Origin of the sequence: Streptomyces tamarix (genome assembly GCF_032423885.1) — a bacterium.
GTDB lineage: Bacteria > Actinomycetota > Actinomycetes > Streptomycetales > Streptomycetaceae > Streptomyces > Streptomyces tamarix.
The window spans coordinates 62,237-86,037 of sequence record NZ_JAWCTQ010000022.1 but is presented as its reverse complement, the minus strand read 5'-3'; the positions used below and the strand labels follow the sequence as shown (position 1 = coordinate 86,037).

Genomic DNA, 23,801 nt, shown 5'->3' with positions numbered 1-23,801 from the left:
GCGGGTGTCACGCGTCGTCGCGGGTGGCGAGGACGCGCACCGGGTCGCCCACGCGCAGGGTGCCCGTCGACTCGGGGACGAGGTTCTGCCCGAAGAGCGCCTTGCCGCCGAACCTGCGGTGCCGCGACAACGTGCGCAGAGGCTCCTTGCCCCGGACGCCGGTGCGCTGGTCGGTGGTGGTCACGACGCAGCGGCTGCACGGCTTGACGACGCGGAAGGTGACCTCGCCGATGGCGATCCGCGCCCACCGGTCCTCCTCCCAGGCGGCGGTGCCGTCGACGACGGCGGTCGGCCGGAACCGCTCCATGGGCACCGGTCCCTCGTCGGCGTGGTCGCCCGCCGCGACGAGCGCGTTGAGGGCGTCGAGGGAGGCGGTCGTGGTGAGCAGCAGCGGGAAGCCGTCGGCGAAGTTGACCGTCTCGCCCGCGCGCGCGTAGTCGGGGTCGACGGGGCGGCGGCGCGCCGGGTCGTCCATGTGGACCAGCCGCACGTCGGCGCCCAGGTAGTCGCTGAACCACGCGTCGGGTTCCGGCCCGGCGGGCACGGCGTCGACCTTCGTGCCGAACACGTCCACGACGACCGTGCCGTCCGCGGGGTCGGGCACGGGGACGGCCAGCGGTGCGCGGCCGGGCGCGGACACCCGCACCCCTCCGCCGGGCAGCAGTTCGGCGGAGGCGGGCGCCAGCACGGCGTACTGACGTTGCGTCACCGCCTTGCCGTCCCGGTCGGCGATCATCCAGCGGCGGTCCCCGGCCAGGCCCCACGGCTCCACGACCGCGTGCGCGGGCGCGGAGCCCCCCAGGGCCTTCACGGGGTGGACGTGCAGGGAGCTCAGGGCGGGCTGGGGCGTGACCTCATCACTCGGCATGGCCCCATCCTGCCAGCGGCTCCCGGCCGGTGTCCGGCCGATGCCGGGTCCCCGTCGTCCCGGTGCCCGCGGCCTCCGTCAGTAGCCGCCGCCCTGGTACGGCCGCCGGTACGGATCGTCGTACGGCGCCGCGGGCGCGGGCGCCGGCGCGGGGCGCGGGGCGGCGGGGCGCATCGCCTCGTACCCGGCCGCGACCGGGGCGACGGGGCGCGTCGGCTGCGGGCCCTGCGGACCCGGGTAGCCGCGCGGGGCCACGGCCTGCTGCGGGACGTACGGGGCGTACGGGGCCGGCGCGTGCTGCATCGGCGCGGGCTGCACGGGGGCGTGCTGCACCGGGGCGTGCTGCGGCGGTGGGGCCTGCTGCGGGTAGCCGTAGCCGCCGCCGTAGGAGGGGGCGGCGGGCTGCGGGGAGGGGGCCGCCGGGAGGGCGGGGAGAGCCGCGGGCAGCGCCGGCAGGTACGAGCTGCCGGTGTCGTACGCGGCGGGCACTCGGATCGGGGCGATCTGAGGCGTGCCCCGCTCTGCGACCAAGGAGTCGTAGATCGGGGTGTCCGGGAACGACGGCGCGTGGTAGTACGCACCGCCGTACGAGGCACGGGGGGAGGTCATGGGCCTAAGTTAAGCCCACGCTGTGCCGGGTGGAAGGCTGATAAGCGGGTTGTTTGACGTATCTTGTGCGGTCACGGAACCCCAATGTGACCGAACACGGGAAAATCGGTCGCCGCAGTAGGTGATGATCGTGTAAAAGCCGAGATGGCGGGGGGTTACCGACGGGTCTGCCGAGCATGGTGGAACCGGTGGGATTAGCGTGGCCGCCACATAAGTCACCTGGGGCGCGGAACGCGATGGGGGCGGCATGTCCATGCTTAAAGGAGCCAATGTTCCGGTACCGACGCGGAGCCTTCGCGTCGAATTGGGTTGGCGTTCGGCTCCGGGGGTGCCCGACGTCGACGTGTCGGCCCTCCTCCTCGTCTCGGGGAAAGTGCGTTCCGACGCGGACTTCGTCTTCTACAACCAGACGACGCACCCCTCGGGCGCGGTGCGCCACGACGGGAAGCGGGCCTCCGGCGCGTTCGTGACGGACGCGCTCACCGTCGACCTCCCGCATGTGGAGGCCGCGGTGGAGCGCGTCGTCCTGGCCGCGTCGGCGGACGGCGGCACGTTCCGCCAGGTGCCGGACCTGTGCGTCAGGGTGCTGGACGCGGCGGACGGCGCGGAGGTCGCCCGGTTCGACAGCCGGGACGCGACGGTGGAGAGCGCCCTCATCATGGGCGAGCTGTACCGACGGCAGGGCGCCTGGAAGTTCCGCGCGGTGGGGCAGGGCTACGACACGGGGCTGGAGGGGCTGGCGACGGACTTCGGCATCGCGGTCGACGAGCCGCAACAGCCCGAGTCCCCGGCGCGTACGGCGCCCGCCGCCGGTGCCGTGCCCGCCGGTGCCGCGGCGCCCGGGACGCCCGCACGGCCACCGGTGCCGCCTCCCGCGCAGGTGCCGTCTGAGCCCGCCCCCGTCCGCGTGTCGCCTCCCGCGCAGGTGCCGTCTGAGCCCGCCCCCGTCCGCGTGTCGCCTCCCGCGCAGGTGCCGCCTGAGCCCGCCCCCGTGCCCGTGCCGCCTTCCGCGCCGGTGCCGCCTGAACCCGTCCCCGTGCCCGTACCGGCCCCCGTACAAGCGCCGCCCGTCCCCGTCCCCGTACCGGCCCCCGCTCCGGTGCGGCTGTCGAAGGTGACCCTGACGAAGGACGCCCCGTCCGTGTCGCTCACCAAGCAGGGCGGCACCTCCGGCGCCCTGCGCGTGAACCTCAACTGGGGCGTGAGCGAGCGGTTCCGGGGCCGGGCCGCCAGGCGCGGCGGCACCGTCGCCCCCCACGCGGCCCTCGACCTCGACCTGTGCGCCCTCTTCGAGCTGACGGACGGCAGCAAGGGCGTCGTCCAGGCACTCGGCGACACCTTCGGCGCGCTGCACCACCCCCCGTACATCCACCTCGACGGCGACGACCGCACGGGCGCCGTGGACACCGGCGAGAACCTCACCGTCAACCTCGACCACAAGGACGCCTTCCGCCGCATCCTCGTCTTCGTCACCATCTACGAGGGCGCCCGCAGCTTCGCCGACCTGCACGCCACCGTCACGCTCACCCCGCGGCACGGCGCGCCCATCGAGTTCTCCCTCGACGAGTGCACCGTTCCGTCCACGGTCTGCGCCCTCGCCCTGATCACCCGCCAGGGCGACGACCTCGTCGTCCAGCGCGAGGCCCGCTACCTGGTCCCCGCGCGCGGAGTCAGCCCCCAGCGGACCGTGGACCGCGCGTACGGCTGGGGCATGAACTGGACCCCCGGCCGCAAGTGACCGCGCCCCGCGCCCGTCACCGGTCCGCCGCCGCACTCGGGGCGGGGTACGTGCGGCCCTTCCAGGCCGCGCCCCGCCCCCGGTGGTGTCGGACCGCCGAGTCGACCGTCATCAGCAGGTAGAGGGCGGCCGTCAGCGGCAGGAGCGCGGCGAGCCACAGCGGCTGTCGGTAGTAGCGGAGCATCGGCGCGTACGTGCCCGCCATCACCGCCCACGCCGCGCCGCCCGCCCAGGCCGCCACCGCGTCGCCGCCGCCCGCCCCGGCCGCCAGGCACAGCGGCGGCGCCAGGTACACCAGCGCCAGTCCGGCCACCGTCACGGCCAGCAGCGCACCGCTGTGCCGCAACTGGGCGTACGCGCTGCGCGCCACCATCCGCCACAGGTCCGCGAGGCGCGGATACGGCCGCACGCTGTCGACGTGCTCCGCGAGCCCCAGCCACAGCCGCCCGCCCGCACGGCGCACCGCCCGCGCCAGGGCCACGTCGTCGATCACCGCGTCCCGGATCGCGTCCGGCACCCCGGCCCGCTCGGCCGCCTCCGTCCGCAACAGCACGCACCCGCCCGCCGCGGCCGCCGTCCGCGCGCCGTCCCGGTTGATCCGGCGGAACGGGTACAGCTGGCAGAAGAAGTAGACGAAGGCCGGCACGACGAGCCGTTCCCACACGCCGGACACCCGCAGCCGCGCCATCTGGGACACGAGGTCCAGGCGGTGCGAGACGGCCGCGGCCACCAGCCGGCGCAGGCTGTCCGGGGCGTGCGCGATGTCGGCGTCCGTGAGGAGCAGGAAGTCCGGGGCGCCCTCCCCGCGCGCGCGTGCCACCTCGATCCCGTGCCGCACCGCCCACAGCTTGCCCGTCCAGCCGGGCTCCGGCGGCCCCGGCGACACGACCGTCAGGGGCAGCCCGCCCCGGCCTCCGCCGCCCGCCCCCCTCCCGGCCCGCGCCTCGGCCAGCGCGCGTGCCAGGTCCCCGGTGCCGTCCGTACTGCCGTCGTCGACGAGGACGACCTCCGCCCGGCCCGGATAGTCCTGGTCCAGCAGCGACGGCAGGCTCACCGGGAGGACCTCCGCCTCGTCCCGCGCCGGGACGACGACCGCGACGGACGGCCACCGCTCCGGTTCCGCGCAGCCGCGCGGCAGCCGCTGGCCGGTGCGCCAGAACATGCCCTGCCCGAACAGCAGCCACGCCCACGCGGCACAGGAGAACAGGGCGATCCACGCAAGCACGCTCATTCGCCGCAGTCTGCCCCACAACGGGGCCCGGACGAGGGCGGTCGGCTAGGGTGACCGGGTGAAGATCGCGCTCATGGACTCCGGGATCGGCCTGCTGGCGGCGGCCGCCGCGGTGCGCCGGCTGCGGCCGGACGCCCAGCTCGTGCTCTCCTCCGACCCCGACGGCGTGCCCTGGGGACCCCGTACGCCGGAAGACCTGACCACGCGCGCGCTGGCCGTGGCCCGCGCCGCCGCCGCGCACGCGCCCGACGCGCTCGTCGTCGCCTGCAACACCGCCTCGGTCCACGCCCTGCCCGCGCTGCGCGCCGAGCTGGAGCCGGACATCCCCGTCGTCGGCACCGTACCGGCGATCAAGCCGGCCGCCACCGGGGGCGGCCCCCTCGCCATCTGGGCGACGCCCGCCACCACCGGCAGCGCCTACCAGCGACGGCTGATCGCCGAGTTCGCGTCCGGGGTGGACGTCACGGAGGTGCCCTGCCCGGGGCTCGCGGACGCCGTCCAGGAAGCCGACGAGGAGCGGATCGACGCCGCGATCGCCGAGGCCGCCGCGCTCACCCCGCCCGCCGTGACCACCGTCGTCCTCGGCTGCACCCACTACGAGCTGGTCGAGGAGCGCATCCGGAAGGCCCTGAGGCCCGTCACCGGCCGGGACGTTTCGCTGTACGGCTCCGCGGACGCCGTCGCCGCCCAGGTGCTGCGCCGCATCGGTGCGGCCCCGCTGCCGGACGCCCACCCGGCGACGGACGCCGGCCTGACGGTGCTCCTCAGCGGTCGCCCGTCGGCCCTTCCCGCCACCGCCCTCGCCTACCCGGAGGGCAGGCTGCTGCGCGGTCGCGTCGCGGCCGGCTGACCCGGCGCGCGGGCCGGGCGCCCGCCGTCCGGCCGGGCCGCGGGCGGGCAGGCGGAACCGGACGCGGGGGCGGAGCCGGGCAGTGAGAACCGAGGGCCGCGGCCCGGCCGGGGAGGCTCCGCCCCTCACCCGGTCGCGGTGGCCCGGGCGCCGGGCGGGGGAGGCGTGGGTACGCTCCGGAACATGAGGGAGCCCAGGGACCCCGACGCCCCTCCGGGAGACGAGCAGCCCGCCCCGGAGTCCGTTCCGGCGGTTCCCGAGACCTGGACGGGGCGTGCCGTCAACCGCGTCCAGTGGCTGTTCGCCGCGGCCGGAGCCGGCTGCGTCGCCCTGGGCGTCGCACTGGCCGTCGGCGCGGCGTGGACGGCGGGCGTGACCGCCGCCCTGATGGCCGTGGTGGGCTGCGTCACCGTCGGGCTCCTCGTCCTGTTCGGGACCCTCGCCTTCGTCCACGTCGAGTTGACCGTGGACCGGCACGCCCTGGAGGTGAGGTGCGGGCACCTGGGCGTGCCCCGCCGCCGCATCCCGCTCGACCACGTCGCCGGCGCCGAGTTCGACCCGGGTGTCACGCCCCGCGCCTGGGGCGGCTGGGGCTACCGGTGGCGGCCCGAGAAGGGCACCGCCGTCGTCGTCCGGCGCGGCGAGGGCCTCGTCCTCACCCTCGGCGACGGCCGTGCCTTCACCGTCACCGTCGACGACGCGGAGACGGCGGTCCGCGTGATCCGCCACCACCTCCGCCGCGGAACACCCCCCACCGGCCCTTGAGTCCTCCGCGCGGGTGCCATGAGCGGACGCCGTGCGCCGCTTCCACGTGGCCGGGACGCCGAATCCTCCGCGTGGGTGCCGCGGGCCGCTTCCACGCGGTCGGGACGTCGGGTCCTCCGCGCGGGCGCCGTGGGCGGAACCGGCCGGACTCCCTCCCCACAGCGACACGCCGTAGACTCCGCCAGGTGAGCGCCACCATGACTCCCGTCGCCCCACCCGGACCCGCCGAACCGGAGAGGGCGCGCGGACGGCGGCCGTTCCACCGGCTGGCGCGGCCCGCCGCGGCCGTGGTGTCCGGGGCCTCCCTCTACCTGAGCTTCCCGCCCCGCCCCCTGTGGTGGCTCGCGCTCCCGGCGTTCGCCCTCCTCGGCTGGACGCTGCGCGGGCGCCGCCCGCGGGCCGGCTTCGGCCTCGGCGTCCTCACCGGCCTCGGGTTCCTGCTGCCGCTGCTGGTGTGGACCGGCGAGGAGGTGGGGCCGGTGCCGTGGCTGGCGCTGGCCGCCGTCGAGTCGCTCTTCGTCGCCGCCACCTGCCTCGGTGTCGCCGCCGTGTCGCGGCTGCCCGCCTGGCCGGTGTTCGCCGCCGCCGTGTGGGTCCTCGGCGAGGCGGTACGCGCGCGCGTACCGTTCGGCGGCTTCCCCTGGGGCAAGATCGCGTTCGGGCAGGCGGACGGGCTGTTCCTGCCCCTCGCCGCCGTGGGCGGCACGCCCGTCCTCGGCTTCGCCGTCGTCCTGTGCGGCTTCGGCCTGTACGAGGCGGTGCGCCTCGCCCTGCCGCGCCGGACGCCCGGTGCCCGGCCGCGCGGGCCGCTCGCCGCCGCCGCGCTCTCCGTCCTGGTACCCGTCACCGGCGCGGCCGCCGCCCTGCCGCTGGTCTCCACCGGCGCCGAGGACGGCACGGCCACGGTCGCCGCCGTCCAGGGCAACGTGCCGCGCCTCGGCCTGGACTTCAACGCCCAGCGCCGCGCCGTCCTCGACAACCACGTGCGCCGCACCGAGCAGCTCGCCGCCGACGTCGCGGCGGGCAGGGTCGCCAGGCCGGACTTCGTCCTGTGGCCGGAGAACTCCTCCGACCTCGACCCGTACCGCAACCCCGACGCCCGCGCCGTCATCGACCGCGCCGTCCGCGCCATCGGCGTCCCGACGGTCGTGGGCGCCGTCCTCACCCCGGAGACGGGGCACCTGCGCAACACGCTCGTGCAGTGGGACCCGGCACGGGGCCCCGTGGCCACGTACGACAAGCGCCACGTCCAGCCGTTCGGCGAGTACATCCCGATGCGGTCCGTCGTACGGGTCTTCAACAAGGACGTCGACCGGGTCAGCCGCGACTTCGGCCCCGGCGAGGAGGTCGGCGTCTTCGACCTGGCCGGCACCCGTGTCGGCCTCGCCACCTGCTACGAGGCGGCCTTCGACCGGGTGGTCCGCGACACCGTCACGCACGGCGCCCGGCTCATCTCCGTCCCCAGCAACAACGCCACCTTCGGGCGCAGCGAGATGACCTACCAGCAGCTCGCCATGGACCGCGTCCGCGCCGTCGAGCACAGCCGCACCGTCGTCGTCCCCGTCACCAGCGGCGTCAGCGCGATCATCCTCCCGGACGGGAAGATCATCCAGCGGTCGGAGATGTTCACGCCGGACGCCCTGGTCGCGGAGGTGCCGCTGCGCTCCTCGCTGACCCCGGCGACCCGCATGGGCGCCCTGCCCGAGGCCGCGCTCGCCGCCGCCGCGCTCGGCGGCCTCGGCTGGGCGGCGGCGCGCGGCGTGCGCGCACGCCGCGGCGCGAACCGGGCCCGGGGCGGGGTCGGGGGCCCCGGGGCGGTGGCGCACCAGTAGGCCAGTAGGGTCGACGCATGGCGACACCGGACTTCATCAAGGCCATCCGCGCCGCCGCGGGCCACCGCCTCCTGCTGCTGCCCGGTGTCACCGCCGTGGTCCTGGACGCCGAGGACCGCGTGCTGCTGATGCGGCGCGCCGACGACGGCGCGTGGGCGCTCGTCGGGGGCATCGCCGAACCGGGGGAGCAGCCGGCCGTCACCGCCGTGCGCGAGGTGTACGAGGAGACCGGCGTCGAGTGCGTCGCGGAACGCGTCGTCATGGTCGAGGCGCAGCCGGAGCCCGTCACGTACCCGAACGGCGACCAGTGCCAGTACGTGGAGATCGTCTTCCGCTGCCGTGCCACCGGTGGGGAGGCCCGCGTCAACGACGACGAGGCGCTGGAAGTGGGATGGTTCCCGGTCGACTCCCTGCCCGGGCTGCACGAGAGCCAGCTGTTCCGCATCAAGCAGGCCCGTACCGACGAACCCACGTGGTTCTCCACCACACCCAGCCGCTGAAGCACGGGCCCCGGCCACATGGCTGGGGGGTACGGGGCTGCTTGGGGTACGGGCATGACCACGCCCGCCCCGGCCCCGCCACCGGACCGGGACCCGGCCCCGCGCCCGTACCGCGCCCCGCGGCACCGGACCTCGCGGGCCGCACCGCGCCCGTCGCCGGGGCCGCCGGCGGCCCGGGCCGCGCCCGCGCTCCGCGGCTCGCCGCGGCCGGCGCCGGGGGAGGGCGGTCGACCGGGACGCGGACGGCCTCGACGCCCCGGCCGGACGGGCGCACGGCCCGCCGGGCGCGGTCCTGCCGCCCGACCTCGCGTGCCCACCGACCCGGTCGCCGCGCAGGTCGCCGAGGCCGTCGCCCGTCCCCGCACCCCGCGGGCCGCAGGCCGCCTTCAGCACCGGCGCGTCACCGGTCGTGGACGGTGGCCGGACCGCCCGCCGAGCGCCGCCCGAAGCGGCCGGGCGGTTGTCCACAGGGCTGGTGCGCCCGGCGGAGGGCCGGTATCCCTGTGACCATGTCCCGAGAACAGCAGGCGCGGCACCACCACGGGCAGGGCTCCTACCTGGAGCTCCTCGCCCGGGGCGCGGCCGCCGAGGCGTACGACAGGCCCGTGCTCCTGGCCCGGGCGGACGGCGCGGACGCCGCGACGCTCGCCGAGCTGGAGCGCGCCAAGCGGCTCGCGCTGCGCGTGCGCGCCGAGCTGGAGGGGCGCCGCCGCCGCGAGGCCGAGCTGTCCGCCCTCTTCGAGACGGCCCACGACCTGGCGGGCCTGCGCGACCTCGACGCGGTGCTCCGCGCCATCGTGCAGCGCGCCCGCTCGCTGCTCGGCACCGAGGTCGCGTACCTGAGCCTGAACGACCCGGTCGCCGGCGACACGTACATGCGGGTCACGGACGGCTCCGTCTCGGCCCGCTTCCAGCAGCTCCGCCTCGGCATGGGCGAGGGCCTCGGCGGTCTCGTCGCCCAGACGGCCCGCCCGTACGTCACGGACGACTACTTCCACGACGACCGGTTCCAGCACACGCACGCCATCGACGCGGGCGTGCGCGACGAGGGCCTGGTGGCGATCCTCGGCGTGCCGCTCACCCTGGGCAGCCAGGTCATCGGCGTCCTGTTCGCCGCGGACCGCCGCGCCCGGGTCTTCGAACGCGAACAGATCGCCCTCCTCGGCTCGTTCGCGGCGCACGCGGCGGTCGCCATCGACACGGCGAACCTCCTGTCGGAGACCCGTACGGCACTGGCCGAGCTGGAGCGGGCCAACGGCATCATCCGCGACCGCAGCGGCGTCATCGAACGGGCCTCGGAGGTCCACGACCGGCTCACGGAACTGGTCCTGCGCGGAGGCGGCGTCCAGGACGTGGCGGACGCGGTGTCGGAAGTCCTGGGCGGCGCGGTCGAGTTCACCGAGGCCCGGCAGCCGAGGGCGTCCGCCGACGGGCGTGCGGTCCGGCACGGCGACGCGTGGGTGGCGGCCGTGTCGGCGGGCGGCGAGGTGTTCGGCGCGCTGGTCCTGCGCGGCAGCGGCCACCTCGACCCCGTCGACCGGCGGACCCTGGAGCGCGCCGCGATGGTCACCTCCCTGCTGCTCCTCGCCCACCGCTCGGCGGGCGAGGCCGAACAGCGCGTCCGGGGCGAGCTGCTGGACGACCTGATCGACACCCCGGACCGCGACCCCCGCCTCCTGAAGGACCGCGCGGCCCGCCTCCACGCGGACTTCGACGCACGGCACGTGGTGCTGGCCGCGCGGCTGGACCGCCCGGACGGCACGGCACCGCCCGGCGGCGGCGCGCCGGCCGCCCAGGACGGCTCCGGGGGCGAGCCCGGCCGTCCCGCCCCGGCTCCCCCCGGCCGCGAGGCGGGCACCGGCCGGGGCCCCGGGAGGCGGGGCCGCGCGGCGGCGGCCGACCGGGAACCGGCCCGCGCCGGCGCCGCGGCCCCCCGCACCGGGCCGGCCCCCGGCGCGGCGCGGGCGCACGCGGACCGGCAGCGGCTCTGGTCCGCGGCCTCGCACCTGGCGGCCACCCGCCGCGGCCTGGCGTCGACGCGCGACGGGGGCACGGTCCTGCTGCTGCCGCTGGGCCCGGACGAGACGGCCGCCGACGTGGCCCGCCGCACCGCGCTGGACCTCGGCCGCACGCTGCGCGAGCCGGTCACCGTCGGCGCGTCCTCCCCCGTGGAGGCGCCCGCCGCCGACCCCGGCGCCATCGGCCGCGCGTACGCGGAGGCCCGCCGCTGCCTGGACGCCCTGGCGCTGCTGGGCCGCACGGGCGAGGGGGCGGCCGCCGACGACCTCGGCTTCCTGGGGCTCCTCCTCGCGGACACCCGCGACATCGACGGTTTCGTGGAACGCACGATCGGTCCGGTCATCGCCTACGACCGGCGCCGCGGCACGGACCTGGTGCGCACCCTCGACGCGTACTTCGCCGCCGGGATGAGCCCGGCCCGCACCAAGGACATCCTGCACGTCCACGTCAACACCGTCGCCCAGCGCCTGGAGCGCATAGCCCGGCTGCTGGGCGGCGACTGGCAGTCCCCGGACCGGTCGCTGGAGGTCCGGCTGGCCCTGCGGTTGCACCTGATGTCCCCGGCGCTGGCCCGCTGAGGCGCCGTCCGGCCGCGTACCGGGCAGGGCCGGACGGGCCCGTCACCCGTTCACCGCCCGGCGCCGGCCCGCAGGTCCGTGCCGACCGCGCCCACGAGACGGCCGGGCCGCCGGGCCTGGCGTCCTCCACCGGCAGGGGCCGGGGCCGGCCCCCCCGGCCGGCGTCACGCCCGTACGGCCGGGCCGGTGCCCGGGGGTGCCTCAGAGCCCCGGGATCGCGTTCGCGGCGATGGCCCTGGCGTACCAGCGGGCGCTGCGCTTCGGGGTGCGCAGCTGGGTGGCGTAGTCGACGTGGACGGCGCCGAAGCGCTTCTCGTATCCGTACGCCCACTCGAAGTTGTCGAGCAGGGACCAGAGGAAGTAGCCGCGCACGTCGGCACCGTCGGCGATGGCCCGGTGGACTGCGGCGAGGTGCCGGTGGAGGTAGTCGATCCGGTCGTGGTCGTGGATCTGGCCGTCCGCCGTGGGGACGTCGGGGAAGGCACCGCCGTTCTCGGTGATCGCCAGGGGGAGCCCGGGATGGGCGCGGGAGGTGGCCATGAGGAGGTCGTAGAGGCCCGTGGGGTCGATGGCCCAGCCCATCTCGGTGGTGTCGCCGGGCGGGAGGTGGAAGGTGACGTCCTCGGAGCCGGGCCACGGGGAGTGGCTGCTCTCGCCGTGGGCGTGGTGGGCGTCGGCGGCTCCGTGGGCGGGGGCGGAGACGACGGTGGGGGTGTAGTAGTTGATGCCCAGGAGGTCGATGGGGGCGGCGATGACGGCCTCGTCTCCCGGCCGGACGAGGGTGTCCCAGTCGACGAGGTGGGCGGTGTCGGCCAGGAGGTCGGCCGGGTAGCCGCCGGAGAGCATCGGCCCCGTGAAGATCCTGTTGCCGACGGCGTCGATGCGGCGGGCCGCGTCGAGGTCGGCGGGGTCGGAGGTGAGCGCCCGGACCTGGTGGAGGTTGAGGGTGACGGCGACCTGGGCGTGGGCGGGCAGCGTCGCACGCAGCGCGGCGGTGGCACGGCCGTGGGCGAGGTTCAGGTGGTGGGCGGCGCGGAGGGCGAGGGCGGGGTCGGTGCGGCCGGGGGCGTGGACGCCGGAGCCGTAGCCGAGGAAGGCCGAGCACCAGGGTTCGTTGAGGGTGGTCCACAGCGCGACCCGGTCGCCGAGGGCGTCGGCGGCCAGGGCGGCGTACTCGCCGAACCGTTCGGCGGTCTCGCGCACCGTCCAGCCGCCCGTCTCCTCCAGCGCCTGGGGGAGGTCCCAGTGGTAGAGGGTGACGACGGGCCGGATGCCGGCGTCGAGGAGTTCGTCGACGAGCCGGCTGTAGAAGTCGAGGCCCGCGGGGTTGGCGGGGCCCCGGCCTCCGGGCTGGATGCGGGGCCAGGACAGGGAGAAGCGGTAGGCCTGGAGGCCGAGGTGCGACATCAGGGTGACGTCGGTGCGGTAGCGGTGGTAGTGGTCGCAGGCGGTGTCGCCGGTGTCGCCGCCTGCGACCTTGCCGGGGGTGTGGGAGAAGGTGTCCCAGATCGAGGGGGTGCGGCCGTCCTCGGCGACGGCGCCCTCGATCTGGTAGGCGGCGGTGGCCGCGCCCCACAGGAAACCGGGCGGGAAGTGCAGCCGGTCGACGGCCGTGGAGGCGGGGGAGGTGACGGGGGTCGCGGGCATGGTGGGGTCTCCCTTTTGGCGGAGGGTGTGGGACGAGGGGGAAGGCGAGGGCGAAGGTCAGCCCTTGACGGCGCCCTGGGTGATGCCGCCGACGATGTGGCGGCCGAAGAGGGCGAAGACCAGGAGGAGGGGCAGGGTGCCCAGGAGAGCTCCGGCCGTGATGACGGACCAGTCGGTCGACCAGCCGGTGCCCAGCCCGGCGAGGGCGACCTGGACGGTGGGGTTGGTGGAGCCGTTCATGACGATGATCGGCCACAGGAAGTCGTTCCAGGACTGGACGAAGGTGAGCATGCCCAGGACCGCCATCGCCGGACGGGCGACGGGGAAGACGACGTGCCAGATGACGCGCAGCGAGTTGGCGCCGTCGACGCGGGCGGCCTCCAGGAGTTCGGTGGGCAGGGCCTGCGAGAGGAACTGGCGCATGAAGAAGACGCCGAAGGCGGTGACCAGGACGGGCAGGATCAGCGCCCCGAGGTGATTGCCCAGTCCCAGGTTCTTGGTGAGGATGAACAGGGGTACGACGCTGAGCTGCGCGGGCACGGCGAGGGTGGACAGGACCAGGCCGAGCATGACCTTCTTGCCCCGGAAGCGGAGTTTGGCGAAGGCGAAGCCCGCGAGGACGGAGAAGGTCACCGTGCTGACGGTGACGGTCCCCGCGACGAGCGTGGAGTTGAGCAGGGCGACGCCCATGCCGCGCCCGCCGGCGTTGTGCCAGACGTAGGTGAGGTTCTCGAAGAGGTTGCCGCCGGGCAGCATCGGCGGTGGGCTGGAGACGACCGCGTGGCTGTCGGTGGACGCCGCGACCAGTGTCCAGTACAGCGGGAACAGCGAGGCCAGGGCCGCGAGTCCGAGGACGATGTGGGCGAGCGGTCCGGCCCGGTGCTGCCCTCCGGCCCTGCCGGCGCGGGGGGACGGTCGCTTCGCCGCCTGGTGGGGGCGGTCGGCTACGGGGGTGGTGGTCATGTGGTACTCCACGTCACTGGGAGGCGCGCAGGCGGCGGGTGATCAACGCGTTGACGAGCCCGATGAGCAGCAGCAGGCCGAACATGATCCAGGCGACCGCGCTGGCGCGCCCGAGCATGCTGGAGTGGAAGCCCTGGTCGTACATGAGGATTCCGAGGGTCTCGTACTGGTGGTCGGTGCCGCCCTGGTGACCGCTCTGGCCGCCGAACAGGTAGGGCTCGCCGAAGAGCTGGGTGGCGCCGATGGTCGAGACGATCACCGTGAAGAGGATCGTGGGGCGCAGGGCGGGGATCGTGACGTGCAGGAACTGCTGCCAGCGGTTGGCGCCGTCCAGCGCGGCGGCCTCGTACAGCTCGCGCGGCACGGCCTGCATGGCCGCGAGGTAGATCAGGGCGTTGTAGCCGGTCCAGCGCCAGGTGACGATCACGGAGATCGCGAACTGCGAGCTCCAGCGGCCGGCCTCCCAGTGCACGGGCCCGGCGCCGAAGAGGCCGAGGAGCCAGTTGGCCATGCCGCCCTCGGGACTGAAGATCAGGGCGAAGACGAGGGTGGCGGCGGCGACGGAGGTCGCGTACGGGGCGAGGAGCGCCGTGCGCAGGAATCCGCGGGCGCGGAGCCGGTAGTTGAGCAGGTGGGCGAGGCCCAGCGCCATCAGCAGTTGCGGGACGGTGGACAGGACGCCGAGGGTGAAGGTGTTGAGGAGCGCGTTCCAGAAGTAGTGGCTGACCTGGCCGGTGAACAGGTCCGTGTAGTTGCGCAGGCCGACCCATTCGGCGCGGTCGACGTTGTACAGGCTCACCCGGTGGAAGGAGAGCCACCCCGTGTAGAGCAGCGGGAAGAGCCCGAAGGCGGCGAAGACGAGGAAGAAGGGCGCGACGAGGGCGTACGGCGTGCCCTTGGTGTCCCAGCGGTGCAGGCGGCTGCGCCAGGCCGAGGGTCCGGCGGGACGGGCCGGGGGCGGCTGGGGAGCCTGCCGGCCTGCGGGGCCGTTGCGGCTGGGTGCGGTCGTGGAGGCCACGGGCGGTTCCTTCGGTGGTCACGGCCGGTCGCGTCGGCACGGGAGGGGCGGCCGGCTCCCCGGTGGCCGGCCGCCCCCTCCCCGCGACGGCGGCCGGGGAGGAGCGGGGGAGGCGGGGAGGGGAGCGTTACTGGATGGTGCTGTCGATCTGGCGCACGGTGGCATTCCATGCCTCTTCCGCGCTCTTGCCGTTCTGCTCCATGAGCAGGACGCCGGTGCCGAACGCCCCGGTCAGGTCACCCGCGCGCGGACCCGTCTCGGCGGGCCGGATGGCCTTGGCGGCGGTGGAGAAGATCCGGCCGGTGGCGGCGTCGGGCCCGATGTAGGGGTTCTTGTAGTCGACGATGCCGGGCAGGTCGTAGGCGGCCTGGTTGGCGGGGATGTTGCCGACCTTCTGGAAGACCTTCGCCTGCTGCTCGGGCGCGGTGAGCCAGGCGACGAGCTTCTTGGCCTCGTCGACGTGCTTGCCGGAGGCCGGCACGGCCAGGAAGGAGCCGCCCCAGTTGCCGGCGGCCGGGGGCTGGGCGATGTTCCACTTGCCCTTGTTGGAGGGGCCGGAGAACTGCTGGATGTTGGCCTGCTGCCAGGAGGGGCAGACAGTGGTGGCGAAGGTGGACTTGGAGAACGCGGTCTGCCAGGGGGTGTCGAACATCTTCAGCCCCTGGCTGGTCTTGCCCTGGACGGCCCTGACGGCCAGGTCCCAGGCGGTCCTGACGCCGGGCGATTCCTTGTAGGCGAGCTTGCCGTCCTTGTAGTACTGGACGGGGCTGCTGGCGACGACGGCGTTGAACAGTCCGCTGGCGCTGTCCATGAAGTAGGTGCCCTTGGGTGCCTTGGCCTGGTACTCCTTGCCCACCTCGACGAACTTCGCCCAGTCGCCCGCCCACAGCTTGCCGACCGACTCGGGGTCGGAGGGCAGGCCCGCGGCCTTGAACAGGTCCTGGCGGTAGCAGATGGCCATCGGGCCGACGTCGGTGCCCAGCCCGATCGTCCTGCCGTCGGTGGTGGTGGCCTGGTCCCACTTCCAGGGCAGGTAGGCCTTCTTGTCGACGCCGGGGGCGTCGGACAGGTCGGCGAAGGCGTCGGAGAGGTCTCCGGAGGTGGCCAGGGATATGCGCCCGACTTCGAGGGCCTGGACGTCGTCGAGGCCACCACCGGAGAGCCGGGTCTGCAGGGCGGTCCAGTAGTTGCCCTCGACGGTCGTCGGGTTCTCCTTGATGGTGATCCCCGGGTGCTGCTTCATGTACGCGTCGTACAGACCGGCCTCCTTGTACCCGAAGGTCCCGAAGGTGCCGACGGTGAGGGTGATCTTCCCGTCGGCGGAGGCGGATCCGGCGTCGGAGGACGAGCAGCCGGCCAGGGCGAGGGCGAGCGTCGCCGCCGCGGAGGCGAGTACGACGGAGCGGATACGGGCGCGCGGCACGTACGAGCGGGGCATGGCATCTCCTCGATGCGTCAAGAGAGGGGTGAGGGGTACGCCGGCGGATCTCTCGCCTCGTCGGCGGTCGGCGCGGGAAGGTGGCCTTCGGAGGCCGGAACGAGACCACGCCCTCGGGGCTTCTTCCCGGGTTGGGAGCGCTCCCAAAAGGCGGCGTGGAAACCCTGCCGCCCCCTCGACGGTCTGTCAAGGCGGCTGAGCAGGGTGGGGACGGGCACTGCGCGCGGGCGAGCGCAGGGCGGAACGCGGGCCGGAGCCCGGGGCGGCCGGGAAGCCGGCCGCAGGACGGCCCGTCAGGCGCTGGCGCGGGTGACCAGACGTGTGGGAAGGATCAGCGGGGTGGGGGCCTGCCCGTTGATGAGCGCGACGAGCATGCGCGCCATCTCACGACCGAGACCCTCTATGGGTTGGTGCACCGTGGTCAGCGGCGGATCGGAGATCCGGGCCACGGCCAGGTCGTCGAAGCCGACCACGGCGACGTCGGTGGGGACGCGGCGGCCGGCCTCGCGCAGCGTGCGCAACGCTCCCACCCCCATGTTGTCGCTGGCGGCGAACACCCCGTCCAGGTCCGGGTGCCGCGCCAACAGCGCGGCCATGGCGGCCGCCCCGCTCGACTCGGTGAAGTCACCGGCTTCCGGCGAATACGGTTCCAGGCCCGCCGCCAGCACGGCGTCCAGGTAACCGCGGTAACGCGCGCGCCCCACCTCGGTGTCCAGGCGCCCGCAGATCGTGGCCACCCGGCCCCGGCCGCGCGAGATCAGGTGCTCGGTCGCCGCGCGCGCTCCGCCCACGTTGTCGACGTCCACGTACCACCGGGGGTCTAAACCGACGGGGCGCCCGCCGAACACGACGGGCATCTCCGCCTCCTCCGCCATGCGGGCCAGCGGATCGTCCTCGCGCAGCGCCATCAGCATCACGCCGTCGGCCGCCTTGGACCGGAGGAGCTGCTCCACGCGACTGCGCCCCCGGTCGGAGGCGGCCAGGCACAGCATCAGGTGCAGGTCGGCGTCCTCCAGCGCGGCCGAGGCACCCACGATCACCTGGGCGAAGAACGGATCCGCGAAGATCGACGGATCCTCCCCCGAGACGACCAGGGCGGCCGCGCCGGTCTGGCGGGTCGCCAACGCCCGGGCGGTCGGATTCGGTACGTAACCGAGTTGGTGGACGGCCCGTTCGACCGCCTCGCGTTTGGCGCGGCTGACGTGCGGGGCGTTGTTGAGCACACGCGAGGCCACCGACCGCGAGACTCCCGCCAGTTCGGCCACCTCGTCGAGTGTCGACTGTCGGCGCGGCACACCTACGGCCATGATCTGCCCTCCTGTCGCGGTCTGAACGCCTGAACGCCCGGAAGGCTGGGAGCGCTTCCAGTTCCAGGACTGTAAAGCCTTCTTGCCGTCATGTGAAGTTCTGGTTGCGTGAGGACACTTGACAGTGCCGATCAGCGCATCACACGATACGGCCACACTCCGGACCTGCAGACTGCGTACTGGAACCGCTTCCAATGGGAGCGCTTCCAAGGGTTCTTGTACGTCCGAGGTGTGCTGGTGTCCCACCGGTGCGCCACCGCCGCACGGGGGACCTCGTACCACCGCACTTCCTCAATGCGCCGCCCGCTCGGGACGAGACCGCGCGACGCATCCGCCGTCAGGAAACCGAGGTTCAGTCATGCGCCGCAGAATCCGCGCCCTCGTCGCAGCCCTCTCCGCGCTGCCGCTGGCGCTCGTCGTCGCGCCGTCCGCCCATGCGGCCGACCCGACCACCATGACCAGCGGGTTCTACGTGGACCCGAACACCAGCGCCAAGAAGTGGGTCGCCGCCAACCCCGGCGACGGCCGGGCCGCCGCCATCAACGCCTCGATCGCCAACACCCCGACGGCCCGCTGGTTCGGCTCCTGGAGCGGCACCATCGGCACCGCCACGGGTGCGTACGTCGGGGCGGCGGACCGCCAGGACAAGCTGCCCGTCCTGGTCGCCTACAACATCTACCACCGCGACTACTGCGGCGGGCACTCCGCCGGCGGAGCCACCTCCCCGTCCGCGTACGCGAGCTGGATCGCCCAGTTCGCCGGCGGGATCGGCAGCCGCCCGGCCGTCGTCATCCTCGAACCGGACTCCCTCGCGGACTACGGCTGCATGAACCAGACCCAGATCCGCGAACGCCAGGGCATGCTCAGCGGCGCCCTCGCCGAGTTCAACCGCCAGGCCCCCAACACCTGGGTCTACATGGACGCCGGCAACCCGGGCTGGGCGAGCGCGGCGACGATGGCCCGGCGCCTCCACGAAGCCGGCCTCCGCCAGGCCCACGGCTTCTCCCTCAACGTCTCCAACTACTTCACCACGGCCCAGAACACCGCCTACGGCAACGCCGTCAACAGCGAACTGGCCGCCCGCTACGGCTACACCAAGCCGTTCGTCGTCGACACCAGCCGCAACGGCAACGGCTCCAACGGGCAGTGGTGCAACCCCTCGGGCCGCCGCATCGGCGCCCCCACCCAACTGGGCGGCGGCGCCGAGATGCTCCTGTGGATCAAGGCCCCGGGCGAGTCGGACGGCAACTGCGGCGTCGGAGCCGGCTCCACGGCCGGCCAGTTCCTGCCCGAGGTCGCCTACAAGATGATTTACGGCTACTGACCTCGGACTCCTGTGGCCCGGTGCCCGCCGCCCCGCGACCGGGCCACAGGCACCACCGAACCGCCCCACCCCCACCCCTTCGACCAGGAGCCTCCATGAAGCCACGCAGCCTACGGCGCCGTGCGACCGCCGCCCTCGCGGCGCTCGCGGCCTGCGCCGCCCTCACCGCGACGCAGGGGCAGGCGCAGGCCGCACCCGCCGGGGACACGCTCACCCCGGCCACGAAGTTCTACGTGGACCCGCACAGCAAGGCCGCCAAGCAGGCGCTCACCGACCTCGGGAACGGTGACTTCGCGAACGCCCTGAACATGGCCAAGCTCGCGAGCTGGCCGCAGGCCGAGTGGTTCACCGAGGGCACGCCCCAGGAAGTCCGGGCCAAGGTGAGAAGCCTCGTCCGCGAAGCCCGGGTGGTGAACCGGACCCCCGTCCTGGTCGCCTACAACGTGCCGGGCCGGGACTGCACCCAGTACTCCAGCGGCGGTGCCGCGTCCTCCGCCGCCTACCGGCAGTGGATCGACGCCTTCGCCGCCGGCATCGGCGACAGCAAGGCCGTCGTCGTGGTCGAGCCCGACGGCCTGGCCCTCCTCCCCAGCGACTGCGGGCCGGGCGTGGACCCGACCGGCGAACTCACGGCGACCCGCATCGCCGATCTCGCGTACGCGGTCAAGACCATCAAGTCCAAGGCCCGCACCGCGGTCTACCTGGACGCGGGCAACGTCCTGTGGCGTTCCGTCGGCGACATGGCGCGGCGCCTGCTCGACGCCGGTGTCCAGCACAGCGACGGCTTCGCCCTCAACGTGTCCAACACCCACCCCACCGACCACAACGCGCGCTACGGCACCTGGATAGCCAAGTGCATGTGGTTCGCCACCGAAGGGCCCGAGGAGGCACGCGGCCACACCGACTGGTGCGCCACCCAGTACTACTCGCCCGCCGCGCCCAACGACGGCGCCCCCGGCAACGCGGTCGACTCCGCCGACCCCGCCACCTGGCGTTGGACCGACGCCTGGTTCGACCAGAGCGTGGGCACCCCGCCGAACGACGCGCTGCACCACTTCGTCATCGACACCAGCCGCAACGGCCTGGGCGCCTGGACCCCGGAGCCCGGAAAGTACACCGGTGACCCGGAGGCATGGTGCAACGCGCCCGGCCGCGGCCTCGGCCCGCGCCCGACCGCCGACACCGGCGTCCCCCTCGTCGACGCCTACCTGTGGATCAAGATCCCCGGCGAGTCCGACGGCAGCTGCACCCGCAACACCGGCGGCACGATCGACCCCGAGTACGGCATCGTCGACCCGCCCGCCGGCACCTGGTGGCCCGACCAGGCCCACACCCTGGCCCGCAACGCGGCACCGCGGCTGACCTTCAACCGCTGAGCTCCGCCCTCACCCGCGCCCGGCCACGGGAAGCCTCCCGCCCGTGGCCGGACGCCCCCGTCACCCGGCCTCGGGCGCAGCCGTGCCTCCCGGACCGCGCGGGTGGTCGCGGTCCCGGGGCCGCGCCGGGGCGCGTCCCGCCCCGGCCGCGCGAGGGCCGGTTCGGTGGCGGCGGTCGCCCTCTCGGCCGGCGGTTGACGGACCGTGGTCGAGGGCGGACCCCCGGGCCACGGCCGGTACGTCGGCTAGACCGACGACGCCGGGGCCGTCCGGGACGCGTGGGCCCGGCTCACGCGCGGCCGGGTGAGCCCCGGCACCCGCACGTCGTGCGCGGTGAACACGGCGGTCGGGCGGTGGGGGCGGCAGAGCGGCTCGCGCGCCGTGGCGTGCCCGTGCCCGCGGCTGAGCCGGGTCTTCACCACGGGGCCGGGCTCCGTCGGCAGGCCGGCCTCGACCGGGGCGGGGACGCATCGGGAGCGCCGGGCGCGGCAGGAGGCGCGTCGTCCCGTTGACCACGGTGACGCGCCGGTGACCCGGGTCGAGCGGACGGCGGTGCCGGATCTGGTCGGCGCCACCGGGCCGGGCGCCGGGCACGGCACGGCTCCCGGCACGGCACGGCCGTGCCGGGAGCCGTCGTGACGGCCGCGGCGCCGGAGGGTGACGCACCCGGCGCCCCGGGGTGGTGAAGGCCGCGCGGTGGCGGTCCGGGGCGCGGGGGCGTCGCGCCGCCCGGCGTCAGCCGAGGGCGCAGGTACCGCCGTTGAGCTTGAAGGCGGTGGGGTCGGCGGCCCGGCCACCGGAGGTGCCGTTGAAGCCGAAGGCCACCGAGCCGCCCGGCGGGATGGTGCCGTTCCAGGAGGCCGGGCGTGCGGTGACCTCCTGCCCGGTCTGGGTGATCCGGCTGCTCCAGTGGTGGGTGATCCGCTGGTCGTCGGCGAACGACCAGGTCAGCTCCCACGGGCTGATCGCCTCGGTGCCGGTGTTGACGACCGTGACGCGGCTGGTGAAGCCCCCGTTCCAGCGGTCGGAGGTGTAGCTGACCTTGCACGCGGCCGGGTCGGGGTCCGGGGCACCGGAGGCGCCGAGGTCGTCCACGTAGGAGGCGACCCAGGCGAGCGGGGCGTTCCAGTTGATGGTGATCTCGTTGGTGGCCCAGGACTCGATGTCGTCGATGTAGCACATCGCCGGGGCGCAGCCGCGGAGCTTGATCTGGGCGACCGGGTCCTGGATGTCGACGTTGGGGCCGCCCGCGACCGAGCCGGGCGCCGGGTTGGGCAGGCTCGGGTTGAGCTGGTGGGCCCAGTGCCGGTGGTGCTGGTTGTGCGAGTCCCGCTCACCGTAGCCGGTGACGTACGACTGGTTGAGCGGGTTGCGGCCCAGCAGGTAGTCCAGGCCGCCCAGCAGCGCGTCCCGGTACTTCGCCTCCCCGGTCAGGTCGTGGGCGACGCCGAGCACCACCATGTTGTTGAGCACCCCGCTGTTGGACCCCCACACGTAGCGGTTGTCCTCCGGGGCGTAGGGCACGCCGTAGGCGGCGGCCTGCGCGTCCGCGGCGTAGCGGTCGGCGGCGCTGGTCACCATGGACCGCACGGTGGCCAGTTCGGCCGCCGTCAGGTCGTTCTCCACGGTCGCCAGGGACAGCGCGCCCAGCCCCGCGGTGCCGCCCCACCACATGCCGCCGCGCGGGAAGACCTTGTCCGCGTCCCCGTGCAGCGGGGAGTCCAGCACGTGCCGGCGGTAGTCGTCCTGGCCGGTGGTGACGAAGAGCTCGGCCGCGGCCCAGTAGAACTCGTCGGTCACGTCGTTGTCCTCGTACGCGCCGCCGCCGACGTTGTCGTTGGGGTTGGCGTAGACCTCCGGGTGGGCCAGGGCGGCCTGCCAGGCCGTGGTGGCCGCGGTCAGGCAGCGGTCGGCGAAGGCCGCGTCGTACTGCCTGAACAGGCGGGCGCACTGGGCGCCGGCCGCGGCCAGGTTGAGGGTGGCCGCGGTGGACGGCGGGTGGAGCAGCCGCTTCTGCGGATCCTGGTGCGGCAGCATCGGCAGTCCGGTCCACTTCTCGTCGTGGACCTTGTGGTGTGCCATGCCGGCCAGTTCCTCACCGGCGGGGACCTGCATCTTCATCAGGAAGTCGAGCTGCCAGGCGGCCTCGTCCAGGATGTCCGGGGTGCCGTTGCCCCGCTCGGGCACCCGCAGCCGGCCGTCGCCCAACGGCTCGCCGTCGGCGTTCTCGGCGGTCAGGGTGCGCTCGTAGGTGGCCATCACCTGGGCGACCGAGATGCCGCCGTTGACCACGTACTTGCCGTGGTCGCCGGCGTCGTACCAACCCCCGCGCACGTCCAGGGTGTAGTCGCAGACGCCGGGCTGGCAGGGCACGTCGCCGTCGCCCTGGTTGGGTGCCGCGTTGAGGTGACCGGCGGGGCGGGCGTACTCCTCGCCGACCAGGTCGGCGTCGATCTCGATGCCGCTGCGGTTGTGGTAGAAGTACGCCAGCGCGTCGCTGCGCAGCCGGGCGTACAGGTCGTCGCCGATGGAGAACGGCTCGCTGGTCTCACCGGCGATGGTCACGGTGTAGCCCTCGCCGGCCTTGGTGATCCTGCTGAAGTCGAAGGTGTGCACGTGCTGGCGCGAGGTCGGATCCTCGCCGAACACCTTGGTGGTGCCGGTGGCCGCCGTGCTGCCGTCGGGGGCTTTCAGGGTCCAGGCCAGCGGCTGTGGCGCCTCGGTGACGAAGGTGCCGCTCTTGGGACCTTCGGTCAGGTAGCCGACCTGGTTGATCCGGACCGGTGAGCCGGTGTCCGGCTGGTAGACCGGGGGCTCGGCGCCGCCGGTGAGCGAGACGTCGTCCAGACAGAGGGTGTACGCCTCGGCGTGGCCGCCCGTCTGGAAGCCGAGTTGGGCGGCGTCGTTGTCGGCCTTCGCGGTGAAGGTGTGGCTGAAGGTCTGCGGCTCGGTGGTGATCCGGTCGGTCGAGAGGTGCTCGGCCGTCCAGGGCTCCACGGCCATCTGCACGGTGGTGCGGATCGTGACGGGGGTGGTGGCGTGCGCGGTGAAGCTCAGCTCGTACCCCTCGCCGGCCAGCAGGTCGATGCCGTCCTGCCCGATGATGGCGTCCCACGGGTTGGTGGTGCCGGCGGGAACGTCGGCGCACAGCTCGCCGTCGACCACGGCGGCCGAGCTGTTCGCCGTCCACCACCAGGGGGCGGTGCCGGCGGAGAAGTCGCCGTTGGTGATCTGCTCCGGGCCCTCGGCCGCTCCGGCGGTGGGGGCCGCGACGAGTCCGGCGATCAGGGCGCCCATGACCGCACTGCCCAGGAGGCGACTTCTGCGACGGTGCCCGCGACGGGGAGTGGAAAGCGATGGGTGGGGGAAACGGCTCACGCCTCGGTCCTCACTCGATTACGGAAAGGCACGGGAGCGCTCCCACGCCCACTGAACGTTCGAACTGTGGAATTCTGTACGAGACATGTCAACCCCTCGTGTCGAGACCGGCGCGCCCGCCGTGGGGGGCCAGGGGCGAGATTCGGCCAGTCGCAGAGCGCCGTTCCCCTGGGCGGACGGCGCCTACGGGGGGCACCGGCCGCGTCCCGGCCCTAGACGCCCGCCTCCGGCCGCGGCCCACTGATGGCCGAAACGCGTCACCCCGCCGCAGCGGGTGGACCGGTCGAGCCCCGGAGGCCCGCACGCCCCGAAGACCCCCACGCCCCGGGCCGGCCCGCCCGGGACCGGTCCGGTGTGACG

18 protein-coding genes are annotated in these 23,801 nt (G+C 74.5%); 8 read left to right on the top strand and 10 right to left on the bottom strand.

The window, feature by feature from the left end; genetic code table 11:
* Positions 1-7: 7 nt before the first annotated feature.
* On the bottom strand, positions 8-868 hold the full coding sequence (locus tag RND61_RS18605) for an MOSC domain-containing protein (RefSeq protein ID WP_315879112.1): 861 nt from the start codon (positions 866-868) through the stop codon (positions 8-10).
* Positions 869-946: 78 nt separating this feature from the next.
* Entirely contained in the window at positions 947-1,477 is a 531-nt protein-coding gene (locus RND61_RS18600) for a DUF6643 family protein (protein ID WP_315879111.1), read from the bottom strand.
* 253 nt (positions 1,478-1,730) lie between these two features.
* Here RND61_RS18600 and RND61_RS18595 point away from each other — a divergent pair, with 253 nt between their 5' ends.
* On the top strand, positions 1,731-3,215 hold the full coding sequence (locus RND61_RS18595; RefSeq protein ID WP_315879140.1) for a TerD family protein: 1,485 nt from the start codon (positions 1,731-1,733) through the stop codon (positions 3,213-3,215).
* 16 nt (positions 3,216-3,231) lie between these two features.
* On the opposite strand, the gene RND61_RS18590 is transcribed toward RND61_RS18595, so the two are convergent.
* Positions 3,232-4,446 carry a glycosyltransferase gene (locus tag RND61_RS18590; protein WP_315879110.1) on the bottom strand — a complete coding sequence of 405 codons (1,215 nt, stop codon included), beginning with the start codon at positions 4,444-4,446 and terminating at the stop codon, positions 3,232-3,234.
* Between the two features lie 58 nt (positions 4,447-4,504).
* Here RND61_RS18590 and RND61_RS18585 point away from each other — a divergent pair, with 58 nt between their 5' ends.
* The 5 genes from RND61_RS18585 to RND61_RS18565 all read left to right on the top strand — a co-directional run bounded on the left by RND61_RS18585 (position 4,505) and on the right by RND61_RS18565 (position 10,990).
* A complete protein-coding gene (locus tag RND61_RS18585; RefSeq protein ID WP_315879109.1) occupies positions 4,505-5,296 on the top strand; it encodes a glutamate racemase in 792 nt (263 codons plus the stop codon).
* 183 nt (positions 5,297-5,479) lie between these two features.
* Positions 5,480-6,061 (top strand): hypothetical protein, encoded by a 582-nt coding sequence (locus tag RND61_RS18580; protein WP_315879108.1) that lies wholly within the window; start codon positions 5,480-5,482, stop codon positions 6,059-6,061.
* Between the two features lie 185 nt (positions 6,062-6,246).
* Complete coding sequence (gene lnt, locus RND61_RS18575) at positions 6,247-7,893, top strand: apolipoprotein N-acyltransferase (RefSeq protein ID WP_315879107.1); 1,647 nt, start codon at positions 6,247-6,249, stop codon at positions 7,891-7,893.
* Between the two features lie 17 nt (positions 7,894-7,910).
* Positions 7,911-8,393: an NUDIX hydrolase gene (locus tag RND61_RS18570; RefSeq protein WP_315879106.1), complete on the top strand. Its 483-nt coding sequence runs from the start codon at positions 7,911-7,913 to the stop codon at positions 8,391-8,393.
* A gap of 509 nt (positions 8,394-8,902) precedes the next feature.
* Entirely contained in the window at positions 8,903-10,990 is a 2,088-nt protein-coding gene (locus RND61_RS18565; protein ID WP_315879105.1) for a helix-turn-helix domain-containing protein, read from the top strand.
* A 201-nt stretch (positions 10,991-11,191) separates the two neighbouring features.
* Here RND61_RS18565 and RND61_RS18560 read toward each other — a convergent pair whose 3' ends face one another.
* From RND61_RS18560 to RND61_RS18540, 5 genes are all read right to left on the bottom strand, one after another.
* Positions 11,192-12,637: a GH1 family beta-glucosidase gene (locus tag RND61_RS18560; RefSeq protein ID WP_315879104.1), complete on the bottom strand. Its 1,446-nt coding sequence runs from the start codon at positions 12,635-12,637 to the stop codon at positions 11,192-11,194.
* Positions 12,638-12,694: 57 nt separating this feature from the next.
* Positions 12,695-13,600 (bottom strand): carbohydrate ABC transporter permease, encoded by a 906-nt coding sequence (locus RND61_RS18555; RefSeq protein ID WP_315879103.1) that lies wholly within the window; start codon positions 13,598-13,600, stop codon positions 12,695-12,697.
* A 13-nt stretch (positions 13,601-13,613) separates the two neighbouring features.
* Complete coding sequence (locus tag RND61_RS18550; protein ID WP_315879102.1) at positions 13,614-14,618, bottom strand: carbohydrate ABC transporter permease; 1,005 nt, start codon at positions 14,616-14,618, stop codon at positions 13,614-13,616.
* Positions 14,619-14,745: 127 nt separating this feature from the next.
* The gene (locus tag RND61_RS18545) at positions 14,746-16,056 is read right to left on the bottom strand and encodes an ABC transporter substrate-binding protein (RefSeq protein WP_315879101.1); all 1,311 of its coding nucleotides are present in this window, start codon (positions 16,054-16,056) and stop codon (positions 14,746-14,748) included.
* 293 nt (positions 16,057-16,349) lie between these two features.
* A complete protein-coding gene (locus RND61_RS18540) occupies positions 16,350-17,363 on the bottom strand; it encodes a LacI family DNA-binding transcriptional regulator (RefSeq protein WP_315879100.1) in 1,014 nt (337 codons plus the stop codon).
* 358 nt (positions 17,364-17,721) lie between these two features.
* On the opposite strand from RND61_RS18540, the gene RND61_RS18535 reads away from it, so the two are divergent.
* Both RND61_RS18535 and RND61_RS18530 read left to right on the top strand, forming a co-directional pair.
* On the top strand, positions 17,722-18,687 hold the full coding sequence (locus RND61_RS18535) for a glycoside hydrolase family 6 protein (RefSeq protein ID WP_315879099.1): 966 nt from the start codon (positions 17,722-17,724) through the stop codon (positions 18,685-18,687).
* 95 nt (positions 18,688-18,782) lie between these two features.
* A complete protein-coding gene (locus RND61_RS18530; protein WP_315879098.1) occupies positions 18,783-20,063 on the top strand; it encodes a glycoside hydrolase family 6 protein in 1,281 nt (426 codons plus the stop codon).
* A 245-nt stretch (positions 20,064-20,308) separates the two neighbouring features.
* On the opposite strand, the gene RND61_RS18525 is transcribed toward RND61_RS18530, so the two are convergent.
* Positions 20,309-20,485 (bottom strand): hypothetical protein, encoded by a 177-nt coding sequence (locus RND61_RS18525; RefSeq protein ID WP_315879097.1) that lies wholly within the window; start codon positions 20,483-20,485, stop codon positions 20,309-20,311.
* A gap of 313 nt (positions 20,486-20,798) precedes the next feature.
* The gene (locus RND61_RS18520; RefSeq protein ID WP_315879096.1) at positions 20,799-23,360 is read right to left on the bottom strand and encodes a glycoside hydrolase family 9 protein; all 2,562 of its coding nucleotides are present in this window, start codon (positions 23,358-23,360) and stop codon (positions 20,799-20,801) included.
* Positions 23,361-23,801 lie beyond the last annotated feature (441 nt).

Coding starts and splice junctions, on each gene's coding strand:
- RND61_RS18605 (WP_315879112.1), bottom strand. CDS start 868: ATGCCGAGTGATGAGGTCACGCCCCAGCCCGCCCTGAGCTCCCTGCAC.
- RND61_RS18600 (WP_315879111.1), bottom strand. CDS start 1,477: ATGACCTCCCCCCGTGCCTCGTACGGCGGTGCGTACTACCACGCGCCG.
- RND61_RS18595 (WP_315879140.1), top strand. CDS start 1,731: ATGCTTAAAGGAGCCAATGTTCCGGTACCGACGCGGAGCCTTCGCGTC.
- RND61_RS18590 (WP_315879110.1), bottom strand. CDS start 4,446: ATGAGCGTGCTTGCGTGGATCGCCCTGTTCTCCTGTGCCGCGTGGGCG.
- RND61_RS18580 (WP_315879108.1), top strand. CDS start 5,480: ATGAGGGAGCCCAGGGACCCCGACGCCCCTCCGGGAGACGAGCAGCCC.
- RND61_RS18570 (WP_315879106.1), top strand. CDS start 7,911: ATGGCGACACCGGACTTCATCAAGGCCATCCGCGCCGCCGCGGGCCAC.
- RND61_RS18565 (WP_315879105.1), top strand. CDS start 8,903: ATGTCCCGAGAACAGCAGGCGCGGCACCACCACGGGCAGGGCTCCTAC.
- RND61_RS18560 (WP_315879104.1), bottom strand. CDS start 12,637: ATGCCCGCGACCCCCGTCACCTCCCCCGCCTCCACGGCCGTCGACCGG.
- RND61_RS18555 (WP_315879103.1), bottom strand. CDS start 13,600: ATGACCACCACCCCCGTAGCCGACCGCCCCCACCAGGCGGCGAAGCGA.
- RND61_RS18545 (WP_315879101.1), bottom strand. CDS start 16,056: ATGCCCCGCTCGTACGTGCCGCGCGCCCGTATCCGCTCCGTCGTACTC.
- RND61_RS18540 (WP_315879100.1), bottom strand. CDS start 17,363: ATGGCCGTAGGTGTGCCGCGCCGACAGTCGACACTCGACGAGGTGGCC.
- RND61_RS18535 (WP_315879099.1), top strand. CDS start 17,722: ATGCGCCGCAGAATCCGCGCCCTCGTCGCAGCCCTCTCCGCGCTGCCG.
- RND61_RS18530 (WP_315879098.1), top strand. CDS start 18,783: ATGAAGCCACGCAGCCTACGGCGCCGTGCGACCGCCGCCCTCGCGGCG.
- RND61_RS18520 (WP_315879096.1), bottom strand. CDS start 23,360: ATGGGCGCCCTGATCGCCGGACTCGTCGCGGCCCCCACCGCCGGAGCG.